Annotated in this window: 21 protein-coding genes; 2 read left to right on the top strand and 19 right to left on the bottom strand. The window is 37.2% G+C overall.

What is annotated here, in order from left to right:
• Positions 1 to 208: 208 nt before the first annotated feature.
• From der to D7I46_RS01720, 13 genes are all read right to left on the bottom strand, one after another.
• Positions 209 to 1519, bottom strand: a complete 1311-nt coding sequence (der, locus tag D7I46_RS01780; RefSeq protein ID WP_120771315.1) for a ribosome biogenesis GTPase Der — start codon at positions 1517 to 1519, stop codon at positions 209 to 211.
• 434 nt (positions 1520 to 1953) lie between these two features.
• Positions 1954 to 2580 carry a pentapeptide repeat-containing protein gene (locus D7I46_RS01775; protein ID WP_120771314.1) on the bottom strand — a complete coding sequence of 209 codons (627 nt, stop codon included), beginning with the start codon at positions 2578 to 2580 and terminating at the stop codon, positions 1954 to 1956.
• Positions 2577 to 3299, bottom strand: a complete 723-nt coding sequence (locus tag D7I46_RS01770; protein WP_120771313.1) for an NADPH-dependent oxidoreductase — start codon at positions 3297 to 3299, stop codon at positions 2577 to 2579. Before D7I46_RS01770 ends, D7I46_RS01775 begins: the two co-directional genes overlap by 4 nt.
• Entirely contained in the window at positions 3292 to 4173 is an 882-nt protein-coding gene (dnaI, locus tag D7I46_RS01765; protein WP_120771312.1) for a primosomal protein DnaI, read from the bottom strand. The genes D7I46_RS01770 and dnaI overlap by 8 nt, the downstream gene beginning before the upstream one ends.
• Positions 4173 to 5348: a DnaD domain protein gene (locus D7I46_RS01760; protein WP_120771311.1), complete on the bottom strand. Its 1176-nt coding sequence runs from the start codon at positions 5346 to 5348 to the stop codon at positions 4173 to 4175. The genes dnaI and D7I46_RS01760 overlap by 1 nt, the downstream gene beginning before the upstream one ends.
• A 302-nt stretch (positions 5349 to 5650) precedes the next feature.
• Entirely contained in the window at positions 5651 to 6100 is a 450-nt protein-coding gene (gene nrdR, locus D7I46_RS01755) for a transcriptional regulator NrdR (RefSeq protein WP_120771310.1), read from the bottom strand.
• Between the two features lie 187 nt (positions 6101 to 6287).
• Positions 6288 to 6938, bottom strand: coding sequence for a tRNA (guanosine(46)-N7)-methyltransferase TrmB (trmB, locus tag D7I46_RS01750; protein ID WP_120771309.1), 651 nt, complete (start codon positions 6936 to 6938; stop codon positions 6288 to 6290).
• 379 nt (positions 6939 to 7317) lie between these two features.
• Complete coding sequence (locus tag D7I46_RS01745; protein WP_120771308.1) at positions 7318 to 8091, bottom strand: phosphotransferase family protein; 774 nt, start codon at positions 8089 to 8091, stop codon at positions 7318 to 7320.
• A 175-nt stretch (positions 8092 to 8266) separates the two neighbouring features.
• Positions 8267 to 8524: a Veg family protein gene (locus D7I46_RS01740; protein WP_120771307.1), complete on the bottom strand. Its 258-nt coding sequence runs from the start codon at positions 8522 to 8524 to the stop codon at positions 8267 to 8269.
• Positions 8525 to 8714: 190 nt separating this feature from the next.
• On the bottom strand, positions 8715 to 10082 hold the full coding sequence (gene dnaB / locus D7I46_RS01735) for a replicative DNA helicase (RefSeq protein ID WP_120771306.1): 1368 nt from the start codon (positions 10080 to 10082) through the stop codon (positions 8715 to 8717).
• A gap of 1 nt (position 10083) precedes the next feature.
• Positions 10084 to 10536, bottom strand: coding sequence for a 50S ribosomal protein L9 (gene rplI, locus D7I46_RS01730; protein ID WP_120771305.1), 453 nt, complete (start codon positions 10534 to 10536; stop codon positions 10084 to 10086).
• Positions 10533 to 12497: a DHH family phosphoesterase gene (locus tag D7I46_RS01725; protein ID WP_120771304.1), complete on the bottom strand. Its 1965-nt coding sequence runs from the start codon at positions 12495 to 12497 to the stop codon at positions 10533 to 10535. Before D7I46_RS01725 ends, rplI begins: the two co-directional genes overlap by 4 nt.
• A gap of 240 nt (positions 12498 to 12737) precedes the next feature.
• A complete protein-coding gene (locus D7I46_RS01720) occupies positions 12738 to 13385 on the bottom strand; it encodes an HAD family hydrolase (RefSeq protein ID WP_120771303.1) in 648 nt (215 codons plus the stop codon).
• Positions 13386 to 13797: 412 nt separating this feature from the next.
• Between D7I46_RS01720 and D7I46_RS01715 the strand changes: the two genes are divergently transcribed.
• Entirely contained in the window at positions 13798 to 15150 is a 1353-nt protein-coding gene (locus D7I46_RS01715) for an aspartate kinase (protein ID WP_120771302.1), read from the top strand.
• A gap of 65 nt (positions 15151 to 15215) precedes the next feature.
• Here the strand turns inward: D7I46_RS01715 and D7I46_RS01710 are convergent, their stop codons facing one another.
• A complete protein-coding gene (locus D7I46_RS01710; protein ID WP_120771301.1) occupies positions 15216 to 16604 on the bottom strand; it encodes a Cof-type HAD-IIB family hydrolase in 1389 nt (462 codons plus the stop codon).
• Positions 16605 to 17394: 790 nt separating this feature from the next.
• Between D7I46_RS01710 and D7I46_RS01705 the strand changes: the two genes are divergently transcribed.
• Positions 17395 to 18360, top strand: coding sequence for an asparaginase (locus D7I46_RS01705; protein ID WP_120771300.1), 966 nt, complete (start codon positions 17395 to 17397; stop codon positions 18358 to 18360).
• 158 nt (positions 18361 to 18518) lie between these two features.
• Here the strand turns inward: D7I46_RS01705 and D7I46_RS01700 are convergent, their stop codons facing one another.
• The 5 genes from D7I46_RS01700 to D7I46_RS01680 all read right to left on the bottom strand — a co-directional run bounded on the left by D7I46_RS01700 (position 18519) and on the right by D7I46_RS01680 (position 24961).
• Positions 18519 to 19445 carry a DHH family phosphoesterase gene (locus tag D7I46_RS01700; RefSeq protein ID WP_120771299.1) on the bottom strand — a complete coding sequence of 309 codons (927 nt, stop codon included), beginning with the start codon at positions 19443 to 19445 and terminating at the stop codon, positions 18519 to 18521.
• 248 nt (positions 19446 to 19693) lie between these two features.
• Positions 19694 to 20974: a DRTGG domain-containing protein gene (locus D7I46_RS01695; protein WP_120771298.1), complete on the bottom strand. Its 1281-nt coding sequence runs from the start codon at positions 20972 to 20974 to the stop codon at positions 19694 to 19696.
• 22 nt (positions 20975 to 20996) lie between these two features.
• Complete coding sequence (locus tag D7I46_RS01690) at positions 20997 to 21563, bottom strand: GNAT family N-acetyltransferase (protein WP_120771297.1); 567 nt, start codon at positions 21561 to 21563, stop codon at positions 20997 to 20999.
• 177 nt (positions 21564 to 21740) lie between these two features.
• Entirely contained in the window at positions 21741 to 22166 is a 426-nt protein-coding gene (locus tag D7I46_RS01685) for a helix-turn-helix domain-containing protein (protein ID WP_120771296.1), read from the bottom strand.
• Between the two features lie 17 nt (positions 22167 to 22183).
• Positions 22184 to 24961, bottom strand: coding sequence for a beta strand repeat-containing protein (locus D7I46_RS01680; RefSeq protein WP_120771295.1), 2778 nt, complete (start codon positions 24959 to 24961; stop codon positions 22184 to 22186).
• Positions 24962 to 24994: the final 33 nt, after the last annotated feature.

Below are 24994 nucleotides of genomic sequence, written 5' to 3'. Positions count from 1 at the left end.
TTCTATTTTTATTCTTTTTTTACGAAAAAATTTATATTGTTTCCGTTTTCAATACTTTAAAACACTAAGTTTGTAGTTTTTAATTTATTTTTATAAATAGAAAAATAAAAAACACCAAATCATATGATTTGGTGTTTTATTTTGTAATTTTTTTATATTTTAATCTAAAAAGTCACGACCTTAATCTTGGTATGGCTCTTTTTTAAATTTATTTTCGCTTACGAGCAATTAAGTGAATGGGAGTTCCTTCAAAGACAAATGCTTTACGAATCTGATTTTCTAAGAAACGAAGATATGAGAAATGCATTAGTTCTTCTTCATTGACAAAAACTACAAATGTTGGTGGTTTAACTGCAACTTGTGTCGCATAGAATATTTTAAGACGTTTTCCTTTGTCTGTCGGTGTAGGATTAATTGCGACGGCATCCATAATCACATCATTTAGGACAGAGCTTGAAATACGTAGATTTTGTGCATGATGAATTTCTTTGATAGCTTCTGGTAGTTTGTTGAGGCGTTGTCCTGTCTTTGCTGAAACATAGACGATTGGAGCATAATCAAGAAATTTGAATTTGATACGAATTTCTTGCTCGAAGTTTTTCATTGTGCTGTTATCCTTGTCTAGTGTATCCCACTTGTTAACAACAATCAAAATGCCTTTTCCTGCTTCATGCGCAAAACCTGCGATACGCATATCGTACTCACGAATGCCTTCTTCCGCATTAATCACCATGAGCACAATATCACTACGATCAATAGCACGCATGGCACGCATGACAGAATATTTCTCTGTATTCTCATAAATTTTGCCTGATTTACGCATTCCTGCGGTATCAATCATAACAAATTCTTGACCCTCTTCGTCTGTAAAATGGGTATCAATGGCATCACGTGTCGTTCCCGCTATTGGACTTGCAATCACCCGTTCTTCTCCAAGAATGGCATTAATTAATGACGATTTACCGACATTTGGACGACCAATCAAGCTAAATTTAATAACATTTTCATTTTCTTCTTCAATTTCGTTTGGAAGATTTTGCACAATCGCATCAAGAACATCACCTGTACCAATCCCATGCACAGCAGAAACAGGATAGGGGTCACCTAAACCAAGAGAATAGAAATCAAAAATTTCCATTCTCCGTTCTGGATTATCCACTTTATTGACCACTAAAATGATGGGTTTATCCGTACGATAGAGAATATTAGCTACGGCTTCATCTGCATCTGTAATCCCTGTTTCTCCGTCCACAACAGCAATAATAACATCTGCTTCTGTCATGGCAATTTCAGCTTGGGCGCGAATTTCGGTCATAAAAGGTTCATCTGAGAGTTCTATACCACCTGTATCAATGATATTAAACTTACGCGTCAACCATTCTCCTGTGGCATAAATACGGTCACGTGTCACTCCTGGGATGTCTTCAACAATCGAAATACGCTCTCCCGCAATACGATTAAAAATTGTTGACTTACCGACATTCGGACGGCCAACGATAGCTACTGTAGGTAGACTCATTATTTTCTCACTTTCATATCAATGTTTTAATGCTATTTAACTTCTAAAAGAATTTTTAGAAGTTACTCTGCTGCTCTACGTTGTCGATTTCGCTAAGCCACTGGGTAAAACAACTAGCATATCCGCTGCTGCTTTAGCGCCAACAGCTATCCTGTAAAGTAACAAGTTCAAATCGCAATCTGTTAAAACAGTAAGGCGAAGTGATTTGCTATTATTTTTCAGCACCACGCTATCCGTTTGTTTAGCAAACAAAGCTTGCAGCAGGATAGTTGCAGTTCAGCCACTAGTTCTGTTCATGCAGATTTAAAAGTAAACGAGCATAAGGTGACCTCTAAAAATTTGGAATTTAGCCTAAGCTGAAAATTCTGAGGTTTTAGAGGTAATCTTATGTTTTGTTTTCTGCCAGCATACTGACAGTATTCTATCATCAGCAACTAAACAATGTCAATGCCAAATAAACTTGCAAAAAATGAGGCTTGACTTAGATTTATTTTAATATTTTTAGCAAGTTGTGGTGTAATTTCTAAGTGTTCGAACTTATTTGTAGAAAAATCTAAACCCGCAAGCGAAGTTTCCCAGAAATTAGTTCCTTCCAGTTGGTTAGACAGAAAATAGACATTTGAAAATTTACAAGCTGTGAAAAGGCTCTCTGTGCAATCATTTTCAAAAAAGCGAACAGATTTTAAGGTACTTGCCGAGAAATTGGCATAATTAAGCAGAGTCTGTTCAAACTGGACATCTTGTAAATGACAATTTGTAAAATCAACACCTAATAGTTTACAATTTATAAATCGGCAACGGTAAAAACCTATACTGGATAAATTTAGATTTGACAAATCACATTTTTCAAAAATACAGTCCGTAAATTCACTGACAGAACTTTCTGTCAGTAAAAATGTAACATTTATCAACTGACAGCTTGAGAAACGCAATGGATAATCTACTGACAGATTTTCATCAGTAAATTTTGCTTGATAAAGCTCTCCATACTCCCAATCTTCACTGGTGACTGTTCTGTATACCGTAGGTAATTTTGGCTCCAGTATCTTTTTTGTCTTCATAATAATTTTTTATCTTTTAGATTTTCTGTTGATGATGTAATTTCTGGAACGCCCCATTGTCCAACAATCCGCTCTGACCACTTATTCAATCGACGACTGCCTGCAAATTCATCTTGAACTTCATCAAAATCTGAAATGACTTGCTCGGTTTGCTCAATATATTTTTCTTTAAAAGCAATAGCCTCTAAAGGCAAGCGTGGCTTTACTTTGTTGATACGCGCTGGTCTGCCAAGAGCAATGCCAAACAGCGGATAAGTGTAATCAGGCAAATCTAACACTTTTGATATTTCAGCAGACTGGTCACGAATCAGTCCCACCATTACTCCACCATAGCCCAAAGATTCAGCGGCTAAAAGAACATTTTGTCCAGTAACAGCAGCATCCGTCGCTGTAATCAATAAAGACTCTATCCCCTTAGGCTGGAAGTCTCCTTCGTGCATTTTTACCGCTTTTTCGGCACGATTCAAATCTCCGACAAATACAAGATAAACTGCAGCATTTTTAATGGATTTTTGTGGCTGATATTGATAAATTGCGTCTTTTTGCTCTTGCGATTTTACAATAATTATCGAGTAAGACTGAAAATTTTTCCAAGTTGATGCAGCTTGTCCTGCTTTCAAAATAACTTCTAAATCTTCATCTTTTATTTTTTCTTCAGTAAAATTACGCACTGAAGTATGTTTCATCATCAAATTAATGGTTTCATTTATATCAGTCATGTCGTCTGTTTATTCCTTCCAGTCGAAGTTCACGTGATAGATATTTCACACGTTCCATCACGCGTTTTGCTGGCCAAATCTCATCTGCTCTTTTTGTTTCTGCCAGATGTTGTTCTAGCTCATTCATGTTTAAGTTAGAAGTGAAAAATGTAGGTAAATCTTCCTGCATCCGATGTTGTAAAACAACCTGCAAAATGCTATCACGCACCCAAGCGTTGTTTTGTTCCGCTCCAATGTCATCAAGGACCAATACTTGACTTTGCTTGATTTCATTCACCCAAACCTTAGCCGTATCAAAGTCTAAATCTGATATAAATGTTGGGTAATGAAGCAAAGTGGTCGAAATTCCTTTTTTTGCCAATTCATTTGCCATTGCTGCCATCATGAAAGATTTCCCCACTCCAAAATCTCCGTAAAGATAGAGGCCTTTTTGCTCAGGAAAATTCGCAATAAAATCCACCAAAGCTTGATAAGGCTCAATCCGTCCTACATCATCAAGTGCAATATCTTCTAAAGTAACCTGTTTTAAATCTTTTGGTAAACCTATAATTTTCACTCGACGGAGTAATGTTTGCGCAGCTTGCTGTGCGGCAAGCTCTGATGTGGTTTGATAAGATACGTCAGCATATCCATGATTCATGATCAAGACTGGTTCATAACCATCTGCTGCCCGCTTCTCACCTTTTTCAAATTTTTCACGTTCACGCACAAACTCATAAAATTTTGAATAGGAGCGTTGAATCTCATCTGACGTCATTTGATGGGTAGCAATAAAAGACTGAACATCTTTATTTTTCATGACTTCAGCCACAAGTTTTTCAAAATTTCCACGTAAATCTTTGCGTTTATTTAAAATTTCACCAATAGATTCCATTATTGCTGCTCTCCTTTCAGTTTTTGGAGTGAAGCAAGTCGAATTTTCTCAAGCCTTGCAAGTTCTTCTTCACTTGTCTTATTTTCATAGCTCGGATTTGACCACTTTGGTGCTTCTTTTACAATTTTTGTTTGTTTTTTTGTAAAGTTTTGTTTTTCTTGTGCTTTTATTTGAGCTGATTCATTACGTTCTAAGATACGCTTCACTGCCATTTCTGCGGTGAATACTTTATTTCTCATCCAATCATTTGCCAATGTATTCACGAAATTTGAAGACAGAGACGCATTTTTTTGTTGAACTAAAATATAATGAATGAGTACATTTTGGACTTCAGATGGTAGATTTTGTTTAGTGAGATTATTTAAAATCTTTCGTTCATCTCCACTTACAAAACCGCCAGCTTGGCTCTTAATCTGCTGAATAAATTCGACTGGCTCATGTGATTTACTACTCACGATAAGTTCAGCAAATGCTTTGGGGAAGCTTGATAATGCCACCTGTGGCTCAGAACTTGCTGACAGACTTCTTGTCAGTGCTGACAGGTTCAAACTCTTGTCTGCATTAGCCGTACTTTCAGCTTTTTTAAAGAGTTCGTACCAGTTTAGATCAAATTTTTCGGCGAGAGAATAAATGCTCAGACGTTCCGAATTTTCATTTGAGAATGTCAAGCCTTGACGATCCATCAAACTCTTAAAAGCTCCCATATCAAAGCTGTCAGTGCTTACAGCTGATTTTGGTTCGTTGTCAAAATCAACTTTATAAACTTCATGAAATTTTTTGGAAATATTTTGACCTTTGACTTCGATTTTTTTTGAAAGACCAATCACTCTATTTTCACCAATTCGTGAAATCAAAAGTTGCTTGTAAAAATCATCAGACAAAAATTCATCGTAAGTCAATGGACTCCTTACATCAAAATAAATCATCGTGTGGTCATCAAAAACCTTGACTAAACCAAGCCCAGAAAGTTTGTCCAAACTCTCCAAAAATGGATTTAATCCAATGTTCAGATATTCCAAAAAATGAGAAATACGTCCTGTTGAAAAAGTCGCCAGCAGTTGATACAAAGCAAAAGCATTAGAGCCAACAATCGGCAAATAGAGCAACGTAAAAGTCTCAGCATCGAAGCTGATTTTTCCACGATTCACAATGGTAAACGAATCTCCTGCTCTCATATTTCCCTCTTTTCGTAATTATTGTTCACGGCTTCTTTTGCTTTAATACTATTTGACTTTCATGCAAACCACATCTTGCGCTTACCATTTCGCCTTGCCAGCTCTGCTGGCTTAGAGCGAATGGATAGCGTAACATAGCGAAGATGGCGCAATGCGTCAAAGTTGCAGATAAGAAAAGCATCACTTTTATCAATCATTGTTAAATGAACTAGTATAACTCGCTCAAAAGAGCTGACGAACAAACTCAATTTTACTGACAAGTATCAAAAAGTTACTGAGAGCACGTCAGCATACTGACAGACTCAATTTTTCTTCGTAATGTTTTGCAAAAGCGCCTCAAGTTCGCTCACATCCTTGAAAGAACGATAAACACTGGCAAACCGAATATAAGTAATATCATCCAGTTTTGAGAGTTCCTCCATTACAAATTCTCCAATTGTGTCAGATTTCACTTCATTACTATCAAGCTGTCGAATCTTACGTTCAACATTTGCCACGATGCTTTCAATATCTTCACTTGAAACAGGACGTTTGTAAGCCGATCGTACCAAACCACGCACAATTTTTTCACGATTGAACGGTTCACGCTTATCATCTTTTTTAATCACCAAAAGAGGCATTTCTTCAATACGTTCAAATGTCGTAAAACGAAAACCACAATTTTCACAAACTCGACGACGACGAATAGCATCTTCAGCCTGTCTTGAATCTACAACTTTTGACTCATCAGAGGAGCATTTAGGACATCTCATCTCATCACCTTCCTTTTCCTATTTCACTTCAAACAATTAATTTATGGTTGTTATTATCACTAGAGGTTAAATCCGACGGAATTTAAACCTCCCGCTGAATAAATCTTGACTTCTTTGTTTGAAACTTACAACGAACTACTGACAGGATTTTTGCTTCTGTCAGTACGCTGACAGGATTTATCGGCCATCAGTGCTTCTTAAATTTTGCTTCCAATCGATAAATCACCTGACCCTTATTTGAAAATTTTTCTTCATACTCTGTCATTACATTAAGCGGAGCAAATGCTTCATCTTTATGTAAATCAAGCCACACTTTTTTTAGCTCCATCCCATAATTGGTCAATGAAACTAGCGAATACTCAAACAAACCACGGTTATCCGTCTTAAAATGAATTTCGCCCTCTGACCGTAAAATCTGTTCATAAGTAGCCAAAAATGCTTGATAAGTCAAACGTCGTTTTTCATGACGAGCCTTTGGCCAAGGATCAGAGAAATTCAAATAGACCTGATCAATCTCACCATCAGCAAAATATTCAGTCAAAGCGGCACCATCAACTAACATCATCTGCACATTTGGCAAGGCCGCTTCAAGTGCTTTGTCCAAAGCATAAGACAAAACGGACAACTGCATATCAATTGCAATATAATTAATTTCTGGATGGAGTGCTGCCATTCCCGTCGCAAATGCCCCTTTGCCACAACCTACTTCAATATGAATAGGATGATTGTTTCCAAAACGTTCTGCCCAACGCCCCTTAAATTCTGCTGGATTTTCGACCACAATATGTGCGTTTTCGGCAAGCATTTCTGTTGCCCCTTTACGATTTCTTACGCGCATTGCTACCTCATTTTACTTCTAATACTCTTATATTTACTCTTTGTGTTGAAATTCATTACTAAAACTAATGTGTTATAAAAACCAACAACAGATTGACGTACTAACTAACTTCAAAGCGAAAAAATCGTCATGCCACACGCTACTTCGTATGCCTTTCTCCGAATACTCTACGTTCGTTTCACACCACAGGCATCACTCTAAGCTACTAAAAACACGCTAATGCAGTTACCAATTAGTCATTTCGCCTTGCGACTTTCGTCATTTACGGCGAATGGCAACCTGTAGTATACATCCTCTCGGGATTTAAAGTGGAAACTAATATACATCAAATCAATTGCCACAAGCCAAAAAATAGGAAGGAGACCCTAGCCTATTTTTACTAAAATAATTCACAAAAATTTCGAAGGCCTAAAATTTCTTGGTTTACTTCTTTCATTTTTCCTCTGACGAGATATTCAGAAATTTGACGAAGAAAGGATAATTTCCCATACCAAGCGACCTTATCCATCAAGTCTGCCCGTGGTCTAACACCTGAGCTCATCAACCATAAACTCCAGTCTTCGTGCTGAATATAATGCGACAATACATGCGCCATATCCACCATCGAATCAGACAGAAAAACCGTGTCCCAATCAACAAGATATATCTTTCCAGAAGCATCATCAACAAGCCAGTTTTTATGATTCACATCACCATGAACCACAACAACCTCATCATTTTGAAGCTCTGGAATTTCCTGATACATTTCCTCAATGATACTTGATAAAAAGCGATTTGTCTGCAAAGCTTTTGTTTGTTTTACACAATTTTCCAATAGTTGTTTCGGCGGAATAACTTGACTTCCCAGTTTTTTATATGATTCCACAAGCTTTTTAGAATCACGTAAATGTGCCAAAATGTGATTAATCTGGCGGTCACTCATATCTTCCGGACTTAAAGTATGCCCATCAATCCAGGGTTGAGCAGATAACGTATCTCCCTCGGCCGTACGTTTCGTCCATAAGACCTTAGGCGTGATTCCTTCAAGATAAATGCTTGGTAAAAAAGGACTACCATTTTTTTTAATAAAAATGCGCTCTTTATCAATTTTACCAGAAAATGCATTCCCAGAACCACCTTTGACTGGTGTCATATCCCAATTTGCAGTCATCACCGTTATCTCCTCCTTCCAACTTAAATCTTTTGTAAATCCTGAGTTAATACATCATAGCAACTCAAGTTCCACAATGTTGTAGCACCAAATAGTACCACGATATATCTAATAATATAGAGCTAATTTGATTTCATCACCATTCTACAACGCCAAGAAGCTCTTATTAATCTCCAAATTAAGCGTTTGGATAGTGAATCAAGATAGTTTGTGTCAAAATATCAGCATATTGGTACGATTCTGTTGTTTTAGGTCCACGTGCTGGAATATTTTCAATCACAAAGTGAGTAGCATAGGCTTCAATAAGATTGACTTTATGACGATTTTCACGCTTACGACCAAATTGCGAAGTGATTTCAATCGTTTGTCCAAGATGAGCTTTCACATTATTGCGAATATCAACGATTTTTCCAACTTCTTGATTTTGATTATCCATTTCATTTCCTTTCGTAGCTTTGTAATACAAAGCTTAGAGAGATACAACCTGTTTCTTTTGACTACAAGTTTCTCCGAATAAGACGTAAAAGTCGGATTTCTCCGATTCTTCTACCTCCTTGATTTTACATTTCATGCTAAGACAATTTTAGACAATTACTAGTATTATAACACGAAACAGGCCTAAAAATCTAGTCACTATATCGGCTATCAATACTGGCAAATTTATTATGCTCTTTGATAAACAAAAGCTCGACTGTTCCCCGACTTCCCGAGCGGTTTTTCTCAATAATCACCTCAACTTTATTATCTTGAGGTAATTCCTCTCCGTCATCGTCCTCGTCATTTCCCCTATCATAATAATCATCACGATATAAGAAAGCAACGATATCCGCATCTTGCTCAATTGAACCTGATTCACGAATATCTGATAAGACAGGTCTTTTATCCTGACGTTGCTCAACTCCACGAGAAAGCTGCGATAAGGCAATAACAGGAACCTTTAGCTCTTTTGCTAAAATCTTCAGTTGACGAGAAATTTCTGAAACCTCTTGTTGACGATTTTCACGGCCAGTCCCTGAGATTAACTGTAAATAGTCAATCACAATTAAACCAAGATTTTGCGTTTCTTGAGCTAATTTACGCGACCTAGCACGAATTTCAGAAATTTTAATCCCTGGGGTGTCATCAATATAGATACTCGCACGTGACAATGTCCCTGTTGCCATAAAGTAATCATTCCACTCTTGATCATTGAGCTGACCAGTTCTCAAGCTATGAGAATCAATAGAACCTTCCGCAGCAATCATCCGACTGACCAAACTTTCAGCACCCATTTCCAATGAGAAAATCGCAACGGTCTTATCCTGTTTTGTTCCAATATTTTGTGCGATATTAAGTGCAAATGCAGTTTTCCCAACCGCAGGTCTAGCAGCAAGAATAATCAATTCTTCTTCGTGCAGTCCTGTTGTCATATTATCTAAAGCAGGATAGCCCGTAGCAATCCCAGTAATATTTGATTTTTGTTGCGCCCGCTGCTCAAGGTCATCCATATGGATAGAAAGAACATCTGCTATCTTTTTAAATCCATTGGTATTTCTGCCTTGTTGGACATCAATTAGACTTTTCTCTGCCTGTGCTAGGACATCATCCGCAGGCAATTCTTGCTCATAAGCTTTTTCTACAGACTCTGTTAACTTATTAATGAGCTGGCGAAGCAAAGATTTTTCCGCAACAATTTTTGCATAATATGCTGCATTAGCTGCTGTTGGAGTCGCTGTTGCAAGCTCAGCAATATAAGCAACTCCCCCAATACTTTCAAGCTCTCCCTGATTCTCAAGTTGAGATCGAATCGTCAAAACATCAATTGCTTCTCTACCATCTGATAATTTTTCCATTGCTCTAAAAATAACTTTATGAGCCGTTTTATAAAAATCATCAGCGGTTAAAAACTCTTTAATTTCAACTAATCTATCACTATCCAAAAAAACAGCCCCAAGAACGGCCTGTTCAGCCGCTAAATCTTGAGGAGGAGCCTTTATGAGACCAATTTCAGGCATTTTAGGCCTCACTCACTCGGACTTTAACTATTGCAGTCACATCCCGATGAAGCTTGACAGGTATATCTTTCGTACCTAAAGCTTGAATTTTGTTTTCAAGTTGAATTTTACGTTTATCAAGTTTAACTTGATACTGGATATTCAATGCTTTGGCAATATCTGACTTATCAACTGCACCAAAAGTGTGACCAGTTTGACCAACTTTCATCCCAATTTCAACGATTGTATCTTCTTTTTCAAGAATTGTTTTAAGTGCTTTTGCTTCAGCTAGAAGTTGTGCTTCCTCTTTTTCTTTTGCTTTAGCTTGACCTTTAACTTCTGAAAGAGCAGCCGCAGTCGCTGGTTTTGCGAGGTTCTTTTTAATTAGGAAATTTTGAGCATAACCTGTCGGTACTTCTTTAACTTCACCTTTTTTTCCTTGACCTTTGACATCTGCTAAAAATACTATCTTCATTTTTCATTCTCTCTTTCTTTTAACAATTCAATCAAATCTTTTTTTACTTCTTCTATGTTTTTTTCATAAATCTGAGTTGCCGCATTGTTGAAATGACCACCGCCACCCATTTTTTCCATGAGTGTTTGCACGTTGAAACCATTGCGCGAACGCGCTGAAATTGAAATAAAACCGTTAATATGCTGTGTAACAGCAAAAGATGCCGTTATACCAGCCATTTCCAACATGGTGTCTGCTGCTTTTGCTGTAGTAATATTATCGTATTTCTGATGCTCAATCCCTAAACCAAGAGCAATATGGGGTAAGATAACTTTTGAATTAAGGACAATTTCATTTACTTTTTTATACTTCTCAAAGTCTGTTGCCATAATCATCTTAATCAAGTCATTATCTGCTCCGCGCGAGCGAAGATAAGCAGCAGCCTCAAATGTACGTTCTGTTGTTGCTTTAGTAAAGTTTTTAGTATCCATCTCAATTCCAGCAAGGACGATACTCGCTTCAATCGTGGACATTTTCCTGCGATTATTATCGTGAAATTGTAAAATTTCAACGGTCAACTCACTCGCTGAACTTGCCGACGATTCTATATATGAAAGCAAAGCCTGTTCTGGAAAATCATCGTCACGCCTGTGATGGTCAATGACTACTACTTTTTCAAAAGAATTGTAGAAATCAAAATTTAAAGTCTGTCCTGTCTTTGAATGATCCACCATAATAAGCAAAGAGTTAGTTTTTTTCAAGTTTTTTGCTGTTTCTAAACGAATAATATGAGTAAAGCCATCCGAAGATTCATTCATTTTATCAATCGCACGCCCAACATCGGGTAATAATTGCTCTGGGTCATAAACAACAAAAGCTTCTTTCCCACACATATTGGCGAAAGCCTTCATCGCAACTCCCGCACCAAGTGCATCCATGTCTGTATATTTATGCCCGACAATAAATACATCATCTGACTCAGCAATAATTGTACGTAAAGCTGTTGAAATTGCACGCGCACGAGTTCTGCTTTTTTGTGTCCTACTTTCAGAATTTCCACCGAAATAAACGGGTCTAGCTTGCTCTGTATTCTCGCGGAGTACAACTTGGTCTCCTCCGCGCACTTGGGCAAGTTCGAGGTTATTCATCGCTACTTTACCAATCGCTGGAAAATCGTTCCAACCGTAAGAAACACCAATTGAAAGTGTCAATGGAATATTTTTTTCTGCTGATGATTTTCTAAAATCATTGAGTACTGAAAATTTGTCATTAATAATTTTTTCTAAAATACGATAATCACAGAAAAAGTAATGTCGACTGCTGTTGATTCTACGGATATAAATTCCATATTTTCCTGCAAAACTTTCCAAAAAAGTCGAGATAAAATTATTGATTGCTGTGCGTTCACTATCTGTAATCAAATCCGTAGCATCATCATAGTTATCTACAGAAATCGACCCGATAACTGCTCTACTGTCATTAAATTCAGACTTGAAGGCTACTTCTTTTGTTGCATCAATAAGATAAATTAAACTTTTTTCTGAGTCTAATTCGGCCACATATTTTTGGCTGCCAATATTGATGTATTGGTCATCATTAACATTTTTTAAAATAAGTTTAATATCATCACGATTGATAATCTTGTCATTGCCCTTGAAAACCATATCTACAAAAGGATTGAACCACTCAGGTTCTAAACTTTGATTATTAAATCGGATCACTCCAATCGGCATATTGTCCAATGTTGCATTGAGAGAATTCTCGGCTTCGTCATTAATTTTTCTAATAAAATCTTGACGTCGTAACTGATAATTTCTTGTTTGCGACAATAATATCAAAGTAATGACAACATTCAAAATAAGTAAATAAATCAATCCTGAACGGCGAGTATCAGAAAAAATCAGGACGAGTGATTCAATGACCTGAACAAGAATCATGATGATAACAATGGTTAGTGGCGAGAATCGACGGACAAAATTCATAGTATCACTCCTATAGTTTTCTATTTTAACATAGGACGGAGAAAACTTAAAGGATTCGCAGGCTTTTAAAGGAATTTTTTAACGATTAAAGGCTGTCAGTGCACTAATCGTTTCGCCTCAAGCAAAATCAGCCTTGAAATCAATAGATGAAATTTCTGTCAGCATACTGACAGAATCCTCACATATTATCACACAAATCTATAAGTTAGTAGCTATATGTTTACGTCCTCCACTCTTTTTTTACAGACTTGTCAGTAACTTTTGAGCTTCTGTTAGTGTGTCAACAAATCGATCAGCACGTGCTTGGTTCATTCCAAAACGATAGTCTTTAACCGCCCAAACTGTTGCCCCTGCTGCTTTTCCCGCTTGAATTCCTTTTTCTGAATCCTCTATAATTAAACTCTCGTGAGCATTTACTTCCAGTTTTGTCATTGCTGACAGATAAATTTCTGGGTTCGGTTTAGATTCTTTAAAATCATTCCCTGACAATATGACATCAAAATAAGGTCGCAAATGGTGGATATCCAATGCTAGATCAATATCTAACATTGCAGAGCTTGAAGCTAAAGCTATCTTAACCTGTTGAGTTTGAAGATAACTCAGAATTTGCGTAACATCTGGAAAAAGAAGCTCTTTATAAGGCATAGGCGTATTCTTTTTATACAGGTCATATTCAACTTGAAGCTGTCTCGCCTCATTTTCATCATAAGAATCTCTCAAAATCCGTGGCCAAATGTCTTTCATATTTCCGCCAATAAAATCACTAGGTGTCAAATGGTCAATCGAAATATGATGACTTCCAAAAAAATCTGCGCGACGTTGCAAATAATAGCGCTCAGTATCAACCAAAACACCATCCATATCAAAAATAACTGCTTTAAATTTCATACATTAATTATACCAAGATGTGAGCGTGATTGCCAAGAAATGATGAAAAATAGGAAATTTCAAGGTTCTTTGCGTAGCAAAGGTCCTGGAATTTCTCTTTTTTACTCATTTCTAATCATGTGAACTCAATTATACCAAGATATGAGTACGATTTGCAAGAACTGATAAAAAATAGGAAGTCAAGATTTAAGGTAAAATAAAAATCTGTACCTTTGCACGACATCGCTCATTTTTATAAAGCTTGAAAATCCAAGGGCAAAAAACTCCGGCTGCTGTTCTCCCAACCTTATTATATTCTTCAAAAAATCATCTATTTCCTTATCATTTGAGCGTTGAAAATTATCTGAAAATTGGTTATAATAAGTCAAATTGTAAATTTATACAAAAATGGTTAAGATTGAAGGAAATATAAATGAAAGTTGCAAAGTTTGGAGGTTCTTCACTCGCCTCCGCTGTCCAGATTAAAAGAGTCTTTGATATCGTCAATAGTGATGACAGACGAAAGTTTATCGTTGTTTCTGCACCTGGAAAACGTTCTGGTGCTGATACGAAAGTTACCGATGCACTCATTGCTTATCATAAAGCCTGCAAAGCACAAGACGAACGAGGAATTAAAATTTACCAAGACTGGATTGTCGCTCGCTATCTAGAAATTTATAACGAACTCAACATGGATAGTCATATTATCGAGGATATTAAAGACAACATCCAACAACTCGCCTCCTTACCAATTGATAATCCTTATACCTATGATACTTTTTTAGCCGCTGGTGAAAATAACAATGCAAAATTGATTGCTGATTATTTCTCTTCTGCTGGCCTTAAAAGCCGTTATGTCCACCCAGCAGATGCAGGTATCCTAGTTTCTTCTGACCCTGGAAATGCACGGCTTATTCAAAGTTCTTACGAGCGCATCAAATATCTCAATGACTTAGAAGAAACGCTGATCATTCCTGGTTTCTTTGGCGTGACTGCCAAAGGAGAAGTCTGTACTTTTTCTCGTGGTGGTTCTGATATTACCGGTTCCATCATTGCCGCAGGAGTTAAAGCTGAACTTTACGAAAATTTTACCGATGTCAATGGAATCTTTGCTGCCCATCCTGGCATTGTCAAAAACCCCGTACCAATTGCTGAGCTCACTTATCGAGAAATGCGTGAGCTTGCTTACTCTGGTTTCTCAGTTTTACATGATGAAGCTCTTGTTCCCGCCTATCGTGCCCATGTTCCACTAGTGATTAAAAATACTAATAATCCTGAACATCCTGGCACAAAGATTGTTGTGCAACGGGAAACAAAAGGTGCCCCCGTCGTAGGTATTGCCTCGTCTAGTAATTTTTCAACATTATATGTTAGCAAATATTTGATGAACCGCGAAGTAGGGTTTGGTCGTAAAGTTCTATCAGCTTTAGAAAATCTTGGCGTTCGTTTTGAACATATGCCGACTGGAATTGATGACTTATCCGTCGTCATTCGTAGTCATTATTTGACACAACCTGTTTCAAAAGCATTGCTTTCTAACTTGATTGAAACGCTACATCCTGACGAACTTTATATCGACCGTGACCTTTCTATTATTACGCTTGTCGGTGAGGACATGAAAGAACATGTCGGTGTTACTGCTAGAGCAGCAACTGCTCTTTCAAAAAAAGGGATTAGTATCGCCATGCTCTCACAAGGCTCAAGTGAAGTTTCAGTGATGTTTATTGTCAAAGAAAAAGATGAAAAAGAAGCTTTACGCGCTATTTATTCTACCTTTTTTGAATAAAATTCATTACTTAGCATAAAAAATCCCCCTTGAAAAAATCGTTTTTTAAGGGGATTTTATGTTTTTTATGAATTATTTTTAGTTTTCTTTGCTGCAACTCTCTTTTGACGATCTAGCTCTTTTTTTATTTTATTTTCAGGGGCAAATTTTTCTTCCCAATCTTGTGGTTTTAATACTTTATGTGTCACAGGGTCAAAGTGGGGTCTTCCATCAGGGAATATTTTACCCATATTTGCCGTATGTACTGCATTAAAAATCTCATAAGGATCTACACCTGCTAACACTAGTGAACCATAGGTGAAATAAAGTAAATCAACCATTGCATCAACTTGACCTGTAAGCGCATCTTCTTCATGCGCTTTGGAACGTACCTTTGCCACAGCCTTATCCACATCTTGATGCAATTGTTGCACCAGATTTTCAAATTTTTCATCGTCATCATCTGTCGCTGCATAGAGAAATTCAACGATTTCTTCTATCTTGAAACCTGCCCGAAATCCTGCTTCCATAGGAGGAAAAACACGTGGTATTTCTTGACTTTTTCCATCCATGACTTTGTGAAATTCTTTAACTTTATTAAAGTTTTCGTCTTTCGAGATAAAGTCTTTTTCAACAGAAAAGCGGATTAAACCATAGTAAGCAAGCGCCTTTGCAATACCGTCTTGATTATTTGTATCTGTAATATATGTTGCAATTTTTTTAACTTCAGGTAGTGCATTTCCCATTGCAATCCCGTATCCGCTCCCCGCAAGCATTGTAATATCATTTTCTGAATCACCAAAGCACATCACTTGATTTAACTCAAAATCAAAACGTTCACCAAGACGTTTAATGCCTTGCAATTTTCCTACTCCTACCGGAATCAAGTCCACAGAATAGGGATTACTTCTAGTCACAAGAAGTTCAGGAAACTCTGCTTGGAGTTTATCAGTTTCATCATGTGTCGCAACCATCATTGCTTGATAAATCGCTTCATCTTCGTCAGCCAATTGAGAATTTTGAGGAAGAATGCGGCGCACAACGTGCTTAAAACCATTTCTTGCAACACCTGATGTACCATTAGGTAAAAGTCCAGACAAAAAACCTGCGAGACGCGTTTCTCCAAACTTTAATAACCCAGAGCCGTTAACACCGTGTGCTGTCCCAAGTGAAATATCTGAGTGGTTCTGTGTGGCATAATTCATTAATTTTTTTAATGTTTTTTTGTCTAAAGGATTATCGTAAATAATTTCTTTTGGTGTGAAAATGTACTGACCGTTGTAAGTGACAGCAAAATCCATGTCCAAGTCTTCTAGCAATGGCATGGCAAATGCTGGACCTCGTCCTGTTGCTATTCCGACAAAAATACCTTTTTGACGTAATTCTTTAATTGCTTTTCTGGTACTTGCTGCAACACCTCGCGTGGATGTAAAAAGTGTTCCATCTAAATCAAAAAATACTGCTCTAATATCCATTATATTTATCTTTTCTAGCTTAATTTATAAGACTCAATCCTGTAGTTAATCCACTGCAAAAATTGACAACGGATTGACCTTCATAGCACAAATCTAGCGCTATGACACGCTAATTGCAGTTATCATTAATAAAATCCTATCAGATTTCAAATGAGTCTATATCTATAGTTATTACAATTTTTTAGCCTCTAGCCAATTCCGTAGGAAAACTCTACCAACTCCACTTTACAGCAACCTTTACGACACATAATTAGCACCAAGTTATGCAAATTATAGTCGCAACCATCCATCTTTGAATGAATAGCTCAGTGTAATTATTATCCCATAAATATTACAAGAATAACTGGTTACCATTTTTAAACAAATCTGTCAGAAAAAAATCAGTTTCAAGTTAAATTATACAGTAATTTTAGATGGATTTCATCAATCATGAGTGATATTACCATTGTATTTTAAAAATTATTTCTTCATCACTAAAAAATTTGCTTATTTTTTCCTTTTTTAGTATAACTTAATCCTTAACAGTGGTTCTTTTTAAATTTTTTCTAAATTTAAAAGAGCACATATCTATTATGGAATAATTTTTGATATAATTTTTGGTGGCAAACAATTTTGTTCCGACATAATTGATTGAGTCCACACGATTAAAAATAATGAAGAAGACAGTATAGTTTGGCTCATCTTTAAATTTATATATTCAAGCACAAAGAATAACTTATATTTTGGGCTGTTTATTATTAATCGTATTCGTTTCTTGACATCATTTTATATTAAATATACTGAGGATTTTATGAAAAAAATATTGGTACTACACACTGGTGGAACAATCTCAATGGCTGAAGATGAAAATGGGCACGTTTCTCCAAACAACATTAATCCCATGAATGCTGTAACTCTGCAGTTAGGAGAAGTTGAGTTAGTCACGGAGGACATCTTTAATTTACCGAGTCCTCATATCACGCTGACAGATATGTTGGTTCTTAAAAATCGTATCAAAACTGCTTTTGTTACTGAAGAGTTTGATGGCGCCGTCATCACTCACGGCACCGATACGCTTGAAGAAACTGCCTTCTTTCTTGATACGACGCTTTCTCGGGGCAAACCTATTGTTTTAACAGGCGCAATGCGTTCAAGCAATGAATTGGGTACTGATGGAATTTATAACTTACTGACAGCCATTCGTGTTGCTGCTGACGAGAATTCTTATGACCGTGGTGTTCTTGTGGTGATGAATGACGAAATCCACTCCGCACGTTATGTCACAAAAACTCACACAACTAATGTTTCCACTTTTCAAACGCCGACTCATGGTCCACTTGGTTTACTGACAAAAAACAAAATTATTTATTTTCACAAAGATAGTGAAAACCAACATCTTGAAAGCCACACTGTCCACGGAAATGTTCCTATTGTCAAAGCCTTTGCAGGAATGACTGGACAAATTTTAGATTTGCTTGATTTGGAAAAACTAGATGGTATTGTCATTGAGGCACTCGGTGCTGGAAATTTACCCCCTATTGCAAGTCACTCCTTGCAGCGCTTGTTAAAAAATAATATTCCTGTTGTCCTTGTTTCACGTTGTTTCAATGGAATTGCTGAACCTGTGTATTCTTATGAGGGGGGTGGTTCTCAGCTTCATGATGCTGGCGTGATGTTCGCTGATGAAGTAAATTCACAAAAAGCTCGAATCAAATTAATTATTGGTTTAAATGCTGGCTTGACGCTTGAACAACTTCGCGATTTTATGGAAAATTAATTAGAAAATCACTGACAAAATTTCTGTCAGTGATTTTTATCAAAACAAGAGCATGTTAGCACGCTCTTGTTTTGAATTTCGCCCAACTAAATTCAGTAGAAGCTGAAACTCCTACTGAATAAGTCTTTGCTTCATTTACTGACAGAACTCTGTCAGTATCATTTTTTCAAATTATCTTGCAATTCTTGCCAAATCTTTTCATTTTCCTCCAGCGAATATGAATTTGCCCCTGAAGCAAGAGGATGCCCACCTCCATCGTGTGCCTTTGCGATTTCATTAATTGGAATAACTTTTGAGCGCATCCGAACTCGGAAATGCCCATCTGCTTGCTCTACAAAAATCGCCCAAGATTCAATACCACGAATATTCCCTGGAACACTAACAATACTTGAAGTTTCAGCATCTCGAAGTGCAAATTTTTTCAAAAGCTCTTGGGTCAAAAGCACGCGCGCAGCACCATTTTCTGAAAGCTCCATATTTTCATAAACAAAACCTTGTAAACGCGCCACTTTCATATCAAACGATGACATTTCTCTTCCCAAAGCTGCACGATCAAAATCGTACTCAGCCAGCATTGATGCCACTTTTAAGGTGTTAGGAGAGGTTGCAGGATACAGAAAACGACCCGTGTCCCCAACAATTCCTCCATAAAGCAAACGTGCTGCTTCTGCATTCATACTCAGTTTATTTTCGAAAGCAAAATCAGCAATAATTTCGGAAGCAGAGCTACGTTCTGGCTCAACCAATAATAAATTACCATAAGCATCATCATTTGGATGGTGGTCAATTTTAATCAAAAAATCAGCCGTTTTCCAGCGGTCATCATCAATTCTTGGCGTGTTTGCTGTATCACAAACAATGCTTAGATATTTTTCATTTTCCTCTAAAGTTACTGTATCCATTTCTGCTAAATAAGTCAATGTTGGCTCATCATAACCTACTGCGTAAATCTTTTTCTTTGGAAAATTTTCCCTTAAAATAGCACGAAGTCCAGCTTGAGAACCAATTGCATCTGGATCTGGATTTTTATGTCTATGAATAAGAATTGTATTATATTCTTTAATTTTATCTAAAATTTCTTTCATTTTTTCTCTTTCAATTCCTGTAAGTTACTGACAGAACTTTTGTCAGTAAAAAATATGCTGACAGAAAGTCATCATTCTACTTACAAACTTATAAATTTCATCAAAGTAAGTGCGTGCTAATACCCCTACCTCTTAGGTAGGAGATGAAGCAGCATTAACTTTGAATTTCGTCCGACTAAATTCAGTAGGGAGTTGAAACTCCTACTGAATAAGTCTTGACTTCATTTGAACTCTATCAGTATAACAAATTATGTCAATTGAACATTGACTAAAACTTTGGCAACAATATTATTGACATGATAAACTTCGCAGTCAATCATCGCTCCTATCCGCGTTTCACTAATAACTTTGGGATAAATTTCCAAAACATTATCAATTGCAACTGCACCCATTACGTGCATATTCAAAGATTCTATGATAATATTTCGCTTACGCTTTTTTGCCAAAACCCGTCTGACAACATGGCTAATCATTTCTGTAAATACCCCATGTGCCATACTTCCGACACTATTAATCATGAATGGCTCGACAACAATGGTATAGGCCGAACCTTTTTCTTTCAAGCGATTAGACACGTCCTCACTGAAAGTGTGTGCCACCTGACTTTCTTCTTGGGCTTTTTGTAAACTTTGAAGCAAATCAGACTTCGTGATAATTCCAGCATAGGTATGATTATCATACACTACTGGCATCATATCGTAGCCTTCATATATCATTTTTTGAGAAACACTAGCAACAGTCATTCCAGCTTTGGCAACATTTGCCCTTGTCATTAATTTATTGAGCGGTGTGTCATTTCCCTTATGATTAACATCTCGCATCGCAATCACACCCACCACAACATTATAACGATTGAGGACGGCAAAGCGACTATAATTTGTTTTTTTCACAAGGTCTAAGAAATCCTTTACTGTATTTTCTTCACGTAAAGTCGCTCTTTTTTGATGAAAAACATCACCAACTGTAATAATATCTTTTTTTATCAATTCATTTGATAAAGCATGACTAATTCGATTCGCTACTGTAAAAGTATCATAGCTCGTACGTAAAAGCGGAATTCCAAGTCGATTTGCATCATCAATAACATCTTGATCTACATCAAATCCACCCGTCACAAGCACAGCATTATGCTCACGCAAAGACAAATTTTGGATATCCTTACGGTCTCCAACAATGACTAATCCATTTTGTGACAAATATTTTTTGAACGACTCGCGCTCCATTGCACTAATCACAAACTTATTGAACTCAACCTCAAGTCCCGCAAGACCACCCAATACATCCGCGTTCGCAATCTCAGCCAATTTTCCAAAAGTCAACCGATTAGCTACTTTTTGTCCTTTAGCCGCTACTCGTACAGTACCCGAACGGTCATTTACTGCGACCAAGCCTTGATTTTCTGCCTCTTTGATTGCCCGATAAGCCGTACCATCAGCGACTTTCATTCGATTGGCAATCCCTCGAACACTCACTTGCCGACCAATTTCTAATCCTTCAATATAACTTAGAATTTCCTCATGTTTTGACATAAAACTCTCACTTTTTCTTCACTTATAAGTTGGTCAATTGTCTATAAAATTCGCTTTTATTCAACTCATATTTTTCAAAATTTCTGATAATACCCGTATATTGATTAGCAGCTTTAAAGCTGCTAACCCCTTGATAGCCAACACGCAAAGCAAGTTTTTGAGAAGCAATATTTTCTTTATCAATCATAAGTTCCAATTTTTTTAAACCAAATTGCTCAAAAGCAAACTCTGTCAGTACTGACAATGCTTCTGTCATTAACCCCATCTTCCAATAAGCTTTATTAAGCACATAACCAATCTCAGCAGAAGCCGTTTTTTCCGAAATCTTTATAAAATGAATGGTTCCAATCATCTTCTCTTCACCTTTTAATTCAATCGCCCATTTTCCCAAAGGATTTCTCATAAAATTATTGGCAATTGAAAATTCTGTTTCTTCTAAGGACAAATGAGCTAAAAAAATATATTTCAAATTTTGCGGATTTCCCGAATATTCAAACATATCACAAGCATCTTTAAATCGATGCGGCCTCAATAACAAACGAGATGTTTCAATAACAGTAAATTCAGCAAGCTGTCTATAGATATTCATTCAACCCTCTCATTCTCCCAAAACATTTATCCCCCTCATTATATCATCTTAAAAAACTCACCACCAGTACTAAGTCAACTTTTTCCCTTTTCACTATCAAAGTCTTAAGTATCCTAACGAGCAAATAAAAAAGAACTCTTAAAGAATTCTTTTTTATCACATACTAATCATCTGACCTTAATTTCTCAACAACCAATCTAGACTCACTTCTCCCAAGTCTGCAATTTGGACACAATAAGAAACTGGTGGAACCTCTCTATTTTTTTCCCATTTTGAAAATAAACTTTCAGGAATTTCTGGAGATAATAAAACCACAAAATCAGAGGGTAAAAGACGACGCTTTTCCCTAATCATCTTGATTTTTTTACCTAGAGACAGAGAAAGTGTATCAGCATTGGCAGAATTTTTCGGCAGCATTATCACACTTTCTTCTTTCTCAAAATAATTGACTAACTTATTCATCTCCAAATCTGTCATCGGTTTTCCTCTAAATAGGTAGTCCGAAAGGTTAATAGGAAGAACTCCTATCGCTTGAGCAAAGGGAATAATTCCCATTTTTTGTTGAATAAGTCTTTTCTTTATGGTTTTTGTATTAAGCGTCATCTTTATTTAATAGCCTCCTATGGAGCGCTAGTTAACGTCCAAGTCAAGCTTCCTTCAAAATTAGTATTAGACTTTTGGAAGTCTACTGGGACTGACAATTTAAACAAGCTTGATGTCCCTGCATCAATCACTGTCGTTGTGCCAGTTGCAGCCGTTGTTGTAGAATAAATTGTCTCTGGATTGTCTGTCAATACCGTTCCATCGTATGAAAGATAGTTCATGAAGGAAATACCACCCGTCACTGGAACATAAACTGGATTTCCTGAACCATCTGTTCCATTTTGTGTTACCTCCTGAATCGGTGAAGTTTGGGCGACAGAAACCGTCCAAGGTGTTAATAAACTTGTCGCTCTCGTATCAGAGACAACCACAGATTGGTCAAGCGCTCCCGTATAATCTTCTTCACTAGAAACAATAGAATGACTACCAAAGTCAATTGTTGATGGTACAGAAACAAAACTAATACTTCCGTTATAGGTAAGATTTGCTGTATAGGTGTTATTACCAGCAAGTACAACACCTCCAGCTCCTGAAACTGCCTCAGCTAAAGACTTCGTCGAATCAGTATAGCTTTGACCCTCAGGGTCTACATAATTTTTAATTGCCCAACCTGTTGCATTGTTGGTCATCCAATTATTCAACCAGTTTTGTGCTGATGCAATATCTGTTATACTCACTGGAGCACCCGTCAAAGCTGTTGTGATAGTTTGAGAGTCAGGATTAGTGGGCGGATTAGGGCCAGAAGCTTGATCTGCCACGACATTTAGTTCCACCTTTTGCATAAGTGCCCTCAGACTGATTGTAAAATTATTCGCACCATTGACAAAAGTTGAGTTTGCCGCTTGTGCTGCTTGCAAAGCTGTCATCCCTGATGTAGTAGTATCTGTATAAATCTTTCCATCAGGAGCGGTTACTGTATCAATACCATAACCTGTCGGAATCGTTGGAGTAAAATTAATTACACTACCTGTGACACCCGATAAAGAAGTTGCACTTGGTAAAGTTGCCTGAAGTTCACCAACTACCCCATTTTGTCCAGGAACATTCGAAGCCCAACTGTAACTCACTGTCCCGCTTTGTGCCATAGCAGAGATAGTCACTTTAAAATTATTTATACCAGCAATAAAATAATTGTTTGCTGCCAAAGCTGCTGCAACAGAAGAATAATTTACATTATTTGGAGCTAAAACATTAGAAACAGTATAACCAGCTGGAAGAGTGGGCATAACAAAGTTTAAGTCTGAACCAGTCAAGCCTGATAACGCTAGACTAGCAGGCAATATCGGAGCCCCCACAGGAACATTTGTATCATAAGCAAAACTTACTGTACCAGTTTGGTTCAACGCTGATAATGTAATCTGATACTGATTGTTCGAAGCAATTGCATCAAAAGTCGGATTCAATGCAAAAAATGAAGATAAAGTTCCTGCTGTTGTGCTTCCAACCGTTGTTCCTCCAAGTGCCGAAGTAATTTTAGAGATATAGTATCCAGCTGGCACTTGACCTGCTAAATTCATCTGTAAATTAGGAGATGCAGCGACTAAAGTTTGATCTGTAACACCTGATGCTGAAAATAATGGTGGGGCAGTTGGAGTTCGTTGAGCAGTAGGATCATAACTATAAGTAAATCCTGCAGTTTGTGACTGTGGTGTGTAAGAAACATTAATTTGGTTAGGATTTGTTGTACCACTAGGAAAATTTTGAACCGTAACTGGTTGAGAAACTGAAGTAAAACTATATCCCGCAGGTGCTACAGGTGCAAGATAATCATAGTTATCTGCAGCATTCCCTGAACCGCTCGGAGCCACAACACCAATTTTATCTCCTACATTTGCACTAATTGTCGAATTTTGCCAAGCTGTTCCTTTTGGCGCCAGTTGACTACCCGTTGCGGTGTTAAGATAATTAACATTAACTGGTTGTACTCCTTTTCCTGCTGTAGTTCCATTAATTGTTACAGACATTTGAGCATAGTTGCCTCCAGTCGCAGCCATGAACCCAATTGACATACTTTTCTGAACAGTAATTGATGTAGAAGTAGTATAATCAGTACCAGCATTTCTTGAAGTATAACTAATTGTTCCTGTAACTGTTCCATCTGAGTTTAAAACAGGATTAGTCCAACTCATAGAAAAAGCATTGGTGGAGTTGTTATTAGGTGTATAATCAGAGCTTGCACTGAGTATTTTCGCTCCTGAACCATTTCCCTGTGCAACAACACTAGCTGTTTGATAGCCTTGACTTAGATCAAGAAGAGTATAGTAAGGAGTATGAGAATAATTATTACCAATGAAATAGGTTCCTGAACCAAGATTTCCTACTCCAAGATTTCCTCCCGTTGCCCCTCCTGAAAGTTGTGAAGAAGCTAAATTCGTGAGCAAAATACCATTGGCATCTCCCAAGTGTGTTGCTGGATTAATTCCCCCAGCATTAGCAAAAGTAGCCCCACTAATCGTGATAGAATGAGTCATATCAACTGCACCATTGAAGGGCAGCCACGAACCTGTGTTGGTTTGATAGGTTCCAAAATTATAAGTTGAAGAACTCGTCCATCCCGAACCGCTCGTATTTTTACCCACAGGAGTGTAATTGCTAGCCGTCTGAAAATCACTCAATCCCCATGTATGATTACCTGTATCAACGGTTCCGCCCGGTGTCAAACTTGTAGTCGCAGTTGCCGCTGATACTACCGATTGCCCTTTGAGAGCTAGAGTTGGCAACAAGGTACTTACCAAAAGTAAGGCACTTGCGGCAATATTTGTAGATTTTTTAAGTAAGATTTTTACTTTTCCCATTGTTGTTTTCTCTTTCGTTGCATACACCGTATA

Source organism: Lactococcus allomyrinae (assembly GCF_003627095.1).
GTDB lineage: Bacteria > Bacillota > Bacilli > Lactobacillales > Streptococcaceae > Lactococcus > Lactococcus allomyrinae.
This window is presented reverse-complemented; position numbering and strand designations above follow the sequence as displayed.

Bases quoted from the DNA above. Each gene is read 5' to 3' on its own strand.
- rplI (WP_120771305.1), bottom strand. From the start codon at position 10,536: ATGAAGATAGTATTTTTAGCAGATGTCAAAGGTCAAGGAAAAAAAGGT.
- trmB (WP_120771309.1), bottom strand. From the start codon at position 6,938: ATGCGCGTAAGAAATCGTAAAGGGGCAACAGAAATGCTTGCCGAAAAC.
- D7I46_RS01680 (WP_120771295.1), bottom strand. From the start codon at position 24,961: ATGGGAAAAGTAAAAATCTTACTTAAAAAATCTACAAATATTGCCGCA.
- D7I46_RS01725 (WP_120771304.1), bottom strand. From the start codon at position 12,497: ATGAATTTTGTCCGTCGATTCTCGCCACTAACCATTGTTATCATCATG.
- D7I46_RS01710 (WP_120771301.1), bottom strand. From the start codon at position 16,604: ATGGATATTAGAGCAGTATTTTTTGATTTAGATGGAACACTTTTTACA.
- dnaI (WP_120771312.1), bottom strand. From the start codon at position 4,173: ATGGAATCTATTGGTGAAATTTTAAATAAACGCAAAGATTTACGTGGA.
- D7I46_RS01700 (WP_120771299.1), bottom strand. From the start codon at position 19,445: ATGAAAGAAATTTTAGATAAAATTAAAGAATATAATACAATTCTTATT.
- D7I46_RS01770 (WP_120771313.1), bottom strand. From the start codon at position 3,299: ATGACTGATATAAATGAAACCATTAATTTGATGATGAAACATACTTCA.
- nrdR (WP_120771310.1), bottom strand. From the start codon at position 6,100: ATGAGATGTCCTAAATGCTCCTCTGATGAGTCAAAAGTTGTAGATTCA.
- D7I46_RS01775 (WP_120771314.1), bottom strand. From the start codon at position 2,580: ATGAAGACAAAAAAGATACTGGAGCCAAAATTACCTACGGTATACAGA.
- der (WP_120771315.1), bottom strand. From the start codon at position 1,519: ATGAGTCTACCTACAGTAGCTATCGTTGGCCGTCCGAATGTCGGTAAG.
- D7I46_RS01690 (WP_120771297.1), bottom strand. From the start codon at position 21,563: ATGAATATCTATAGACAGCTTGCTGAATTTACTGTTATTGAAACATCT.
- D7I46_RS01705 (WP_120771300.1), top strand. From the start codon at position 17,395: ATGAAAAAAATATTGGTACTACACACTGGTGGAACAATCTCAATGGCT.
- D7I46_RS01715 (WP_120771302.1), top strand. From the start codon at position 13,798: ATGAAAGTTGCAAAGTTTGGAGGTTCTTCACTCGCCTCCGCTGTCCAG.
- dnaB (WP_120771306.1), bottom strand. From the start codon at position 10,082: ATGCCTGAAATTGGTCTCATAAAGGCTCCTCCTCAAGATTTAGCGGCT.
- D7I46_RS01720 (WP_120771303.1), bottom strand. From the start codon at position 13,385: ATGAAATTTAAAGCAGTTATTTTTGATATGGATGGTGTTTTGGTTGAT.
- D7I46_RS01760 (WP_120771311.1), bottom strand. From the start codon at position 5,348: ATGAGAGCAGGAGATTCGTTTACCATTGTGAATCGTGGAAAAATCAGC.
- D7I46_RS01695 (WP_120771298.1), bottom strand. From the start codon at position 20,974: ATGTCAAAACATGAGGAAATTCTAAGTTATATTGAAGGATTAGAAATT.
- D7I46_RS01685 (WP_120771296.1), bottom strand. From the start codon at position 22,166: ATGACGCTTAATACAAAAACCATAAAGAAAAGACTTATTCAACAAAAA.
- D7I46_RS01740 (WP_120771307.1), bottom strand. From the start codon at position 8,524: ATGGATAATCAAAATCAAGAAGTTGGAAAAATCGTTGATATTCGCAAT.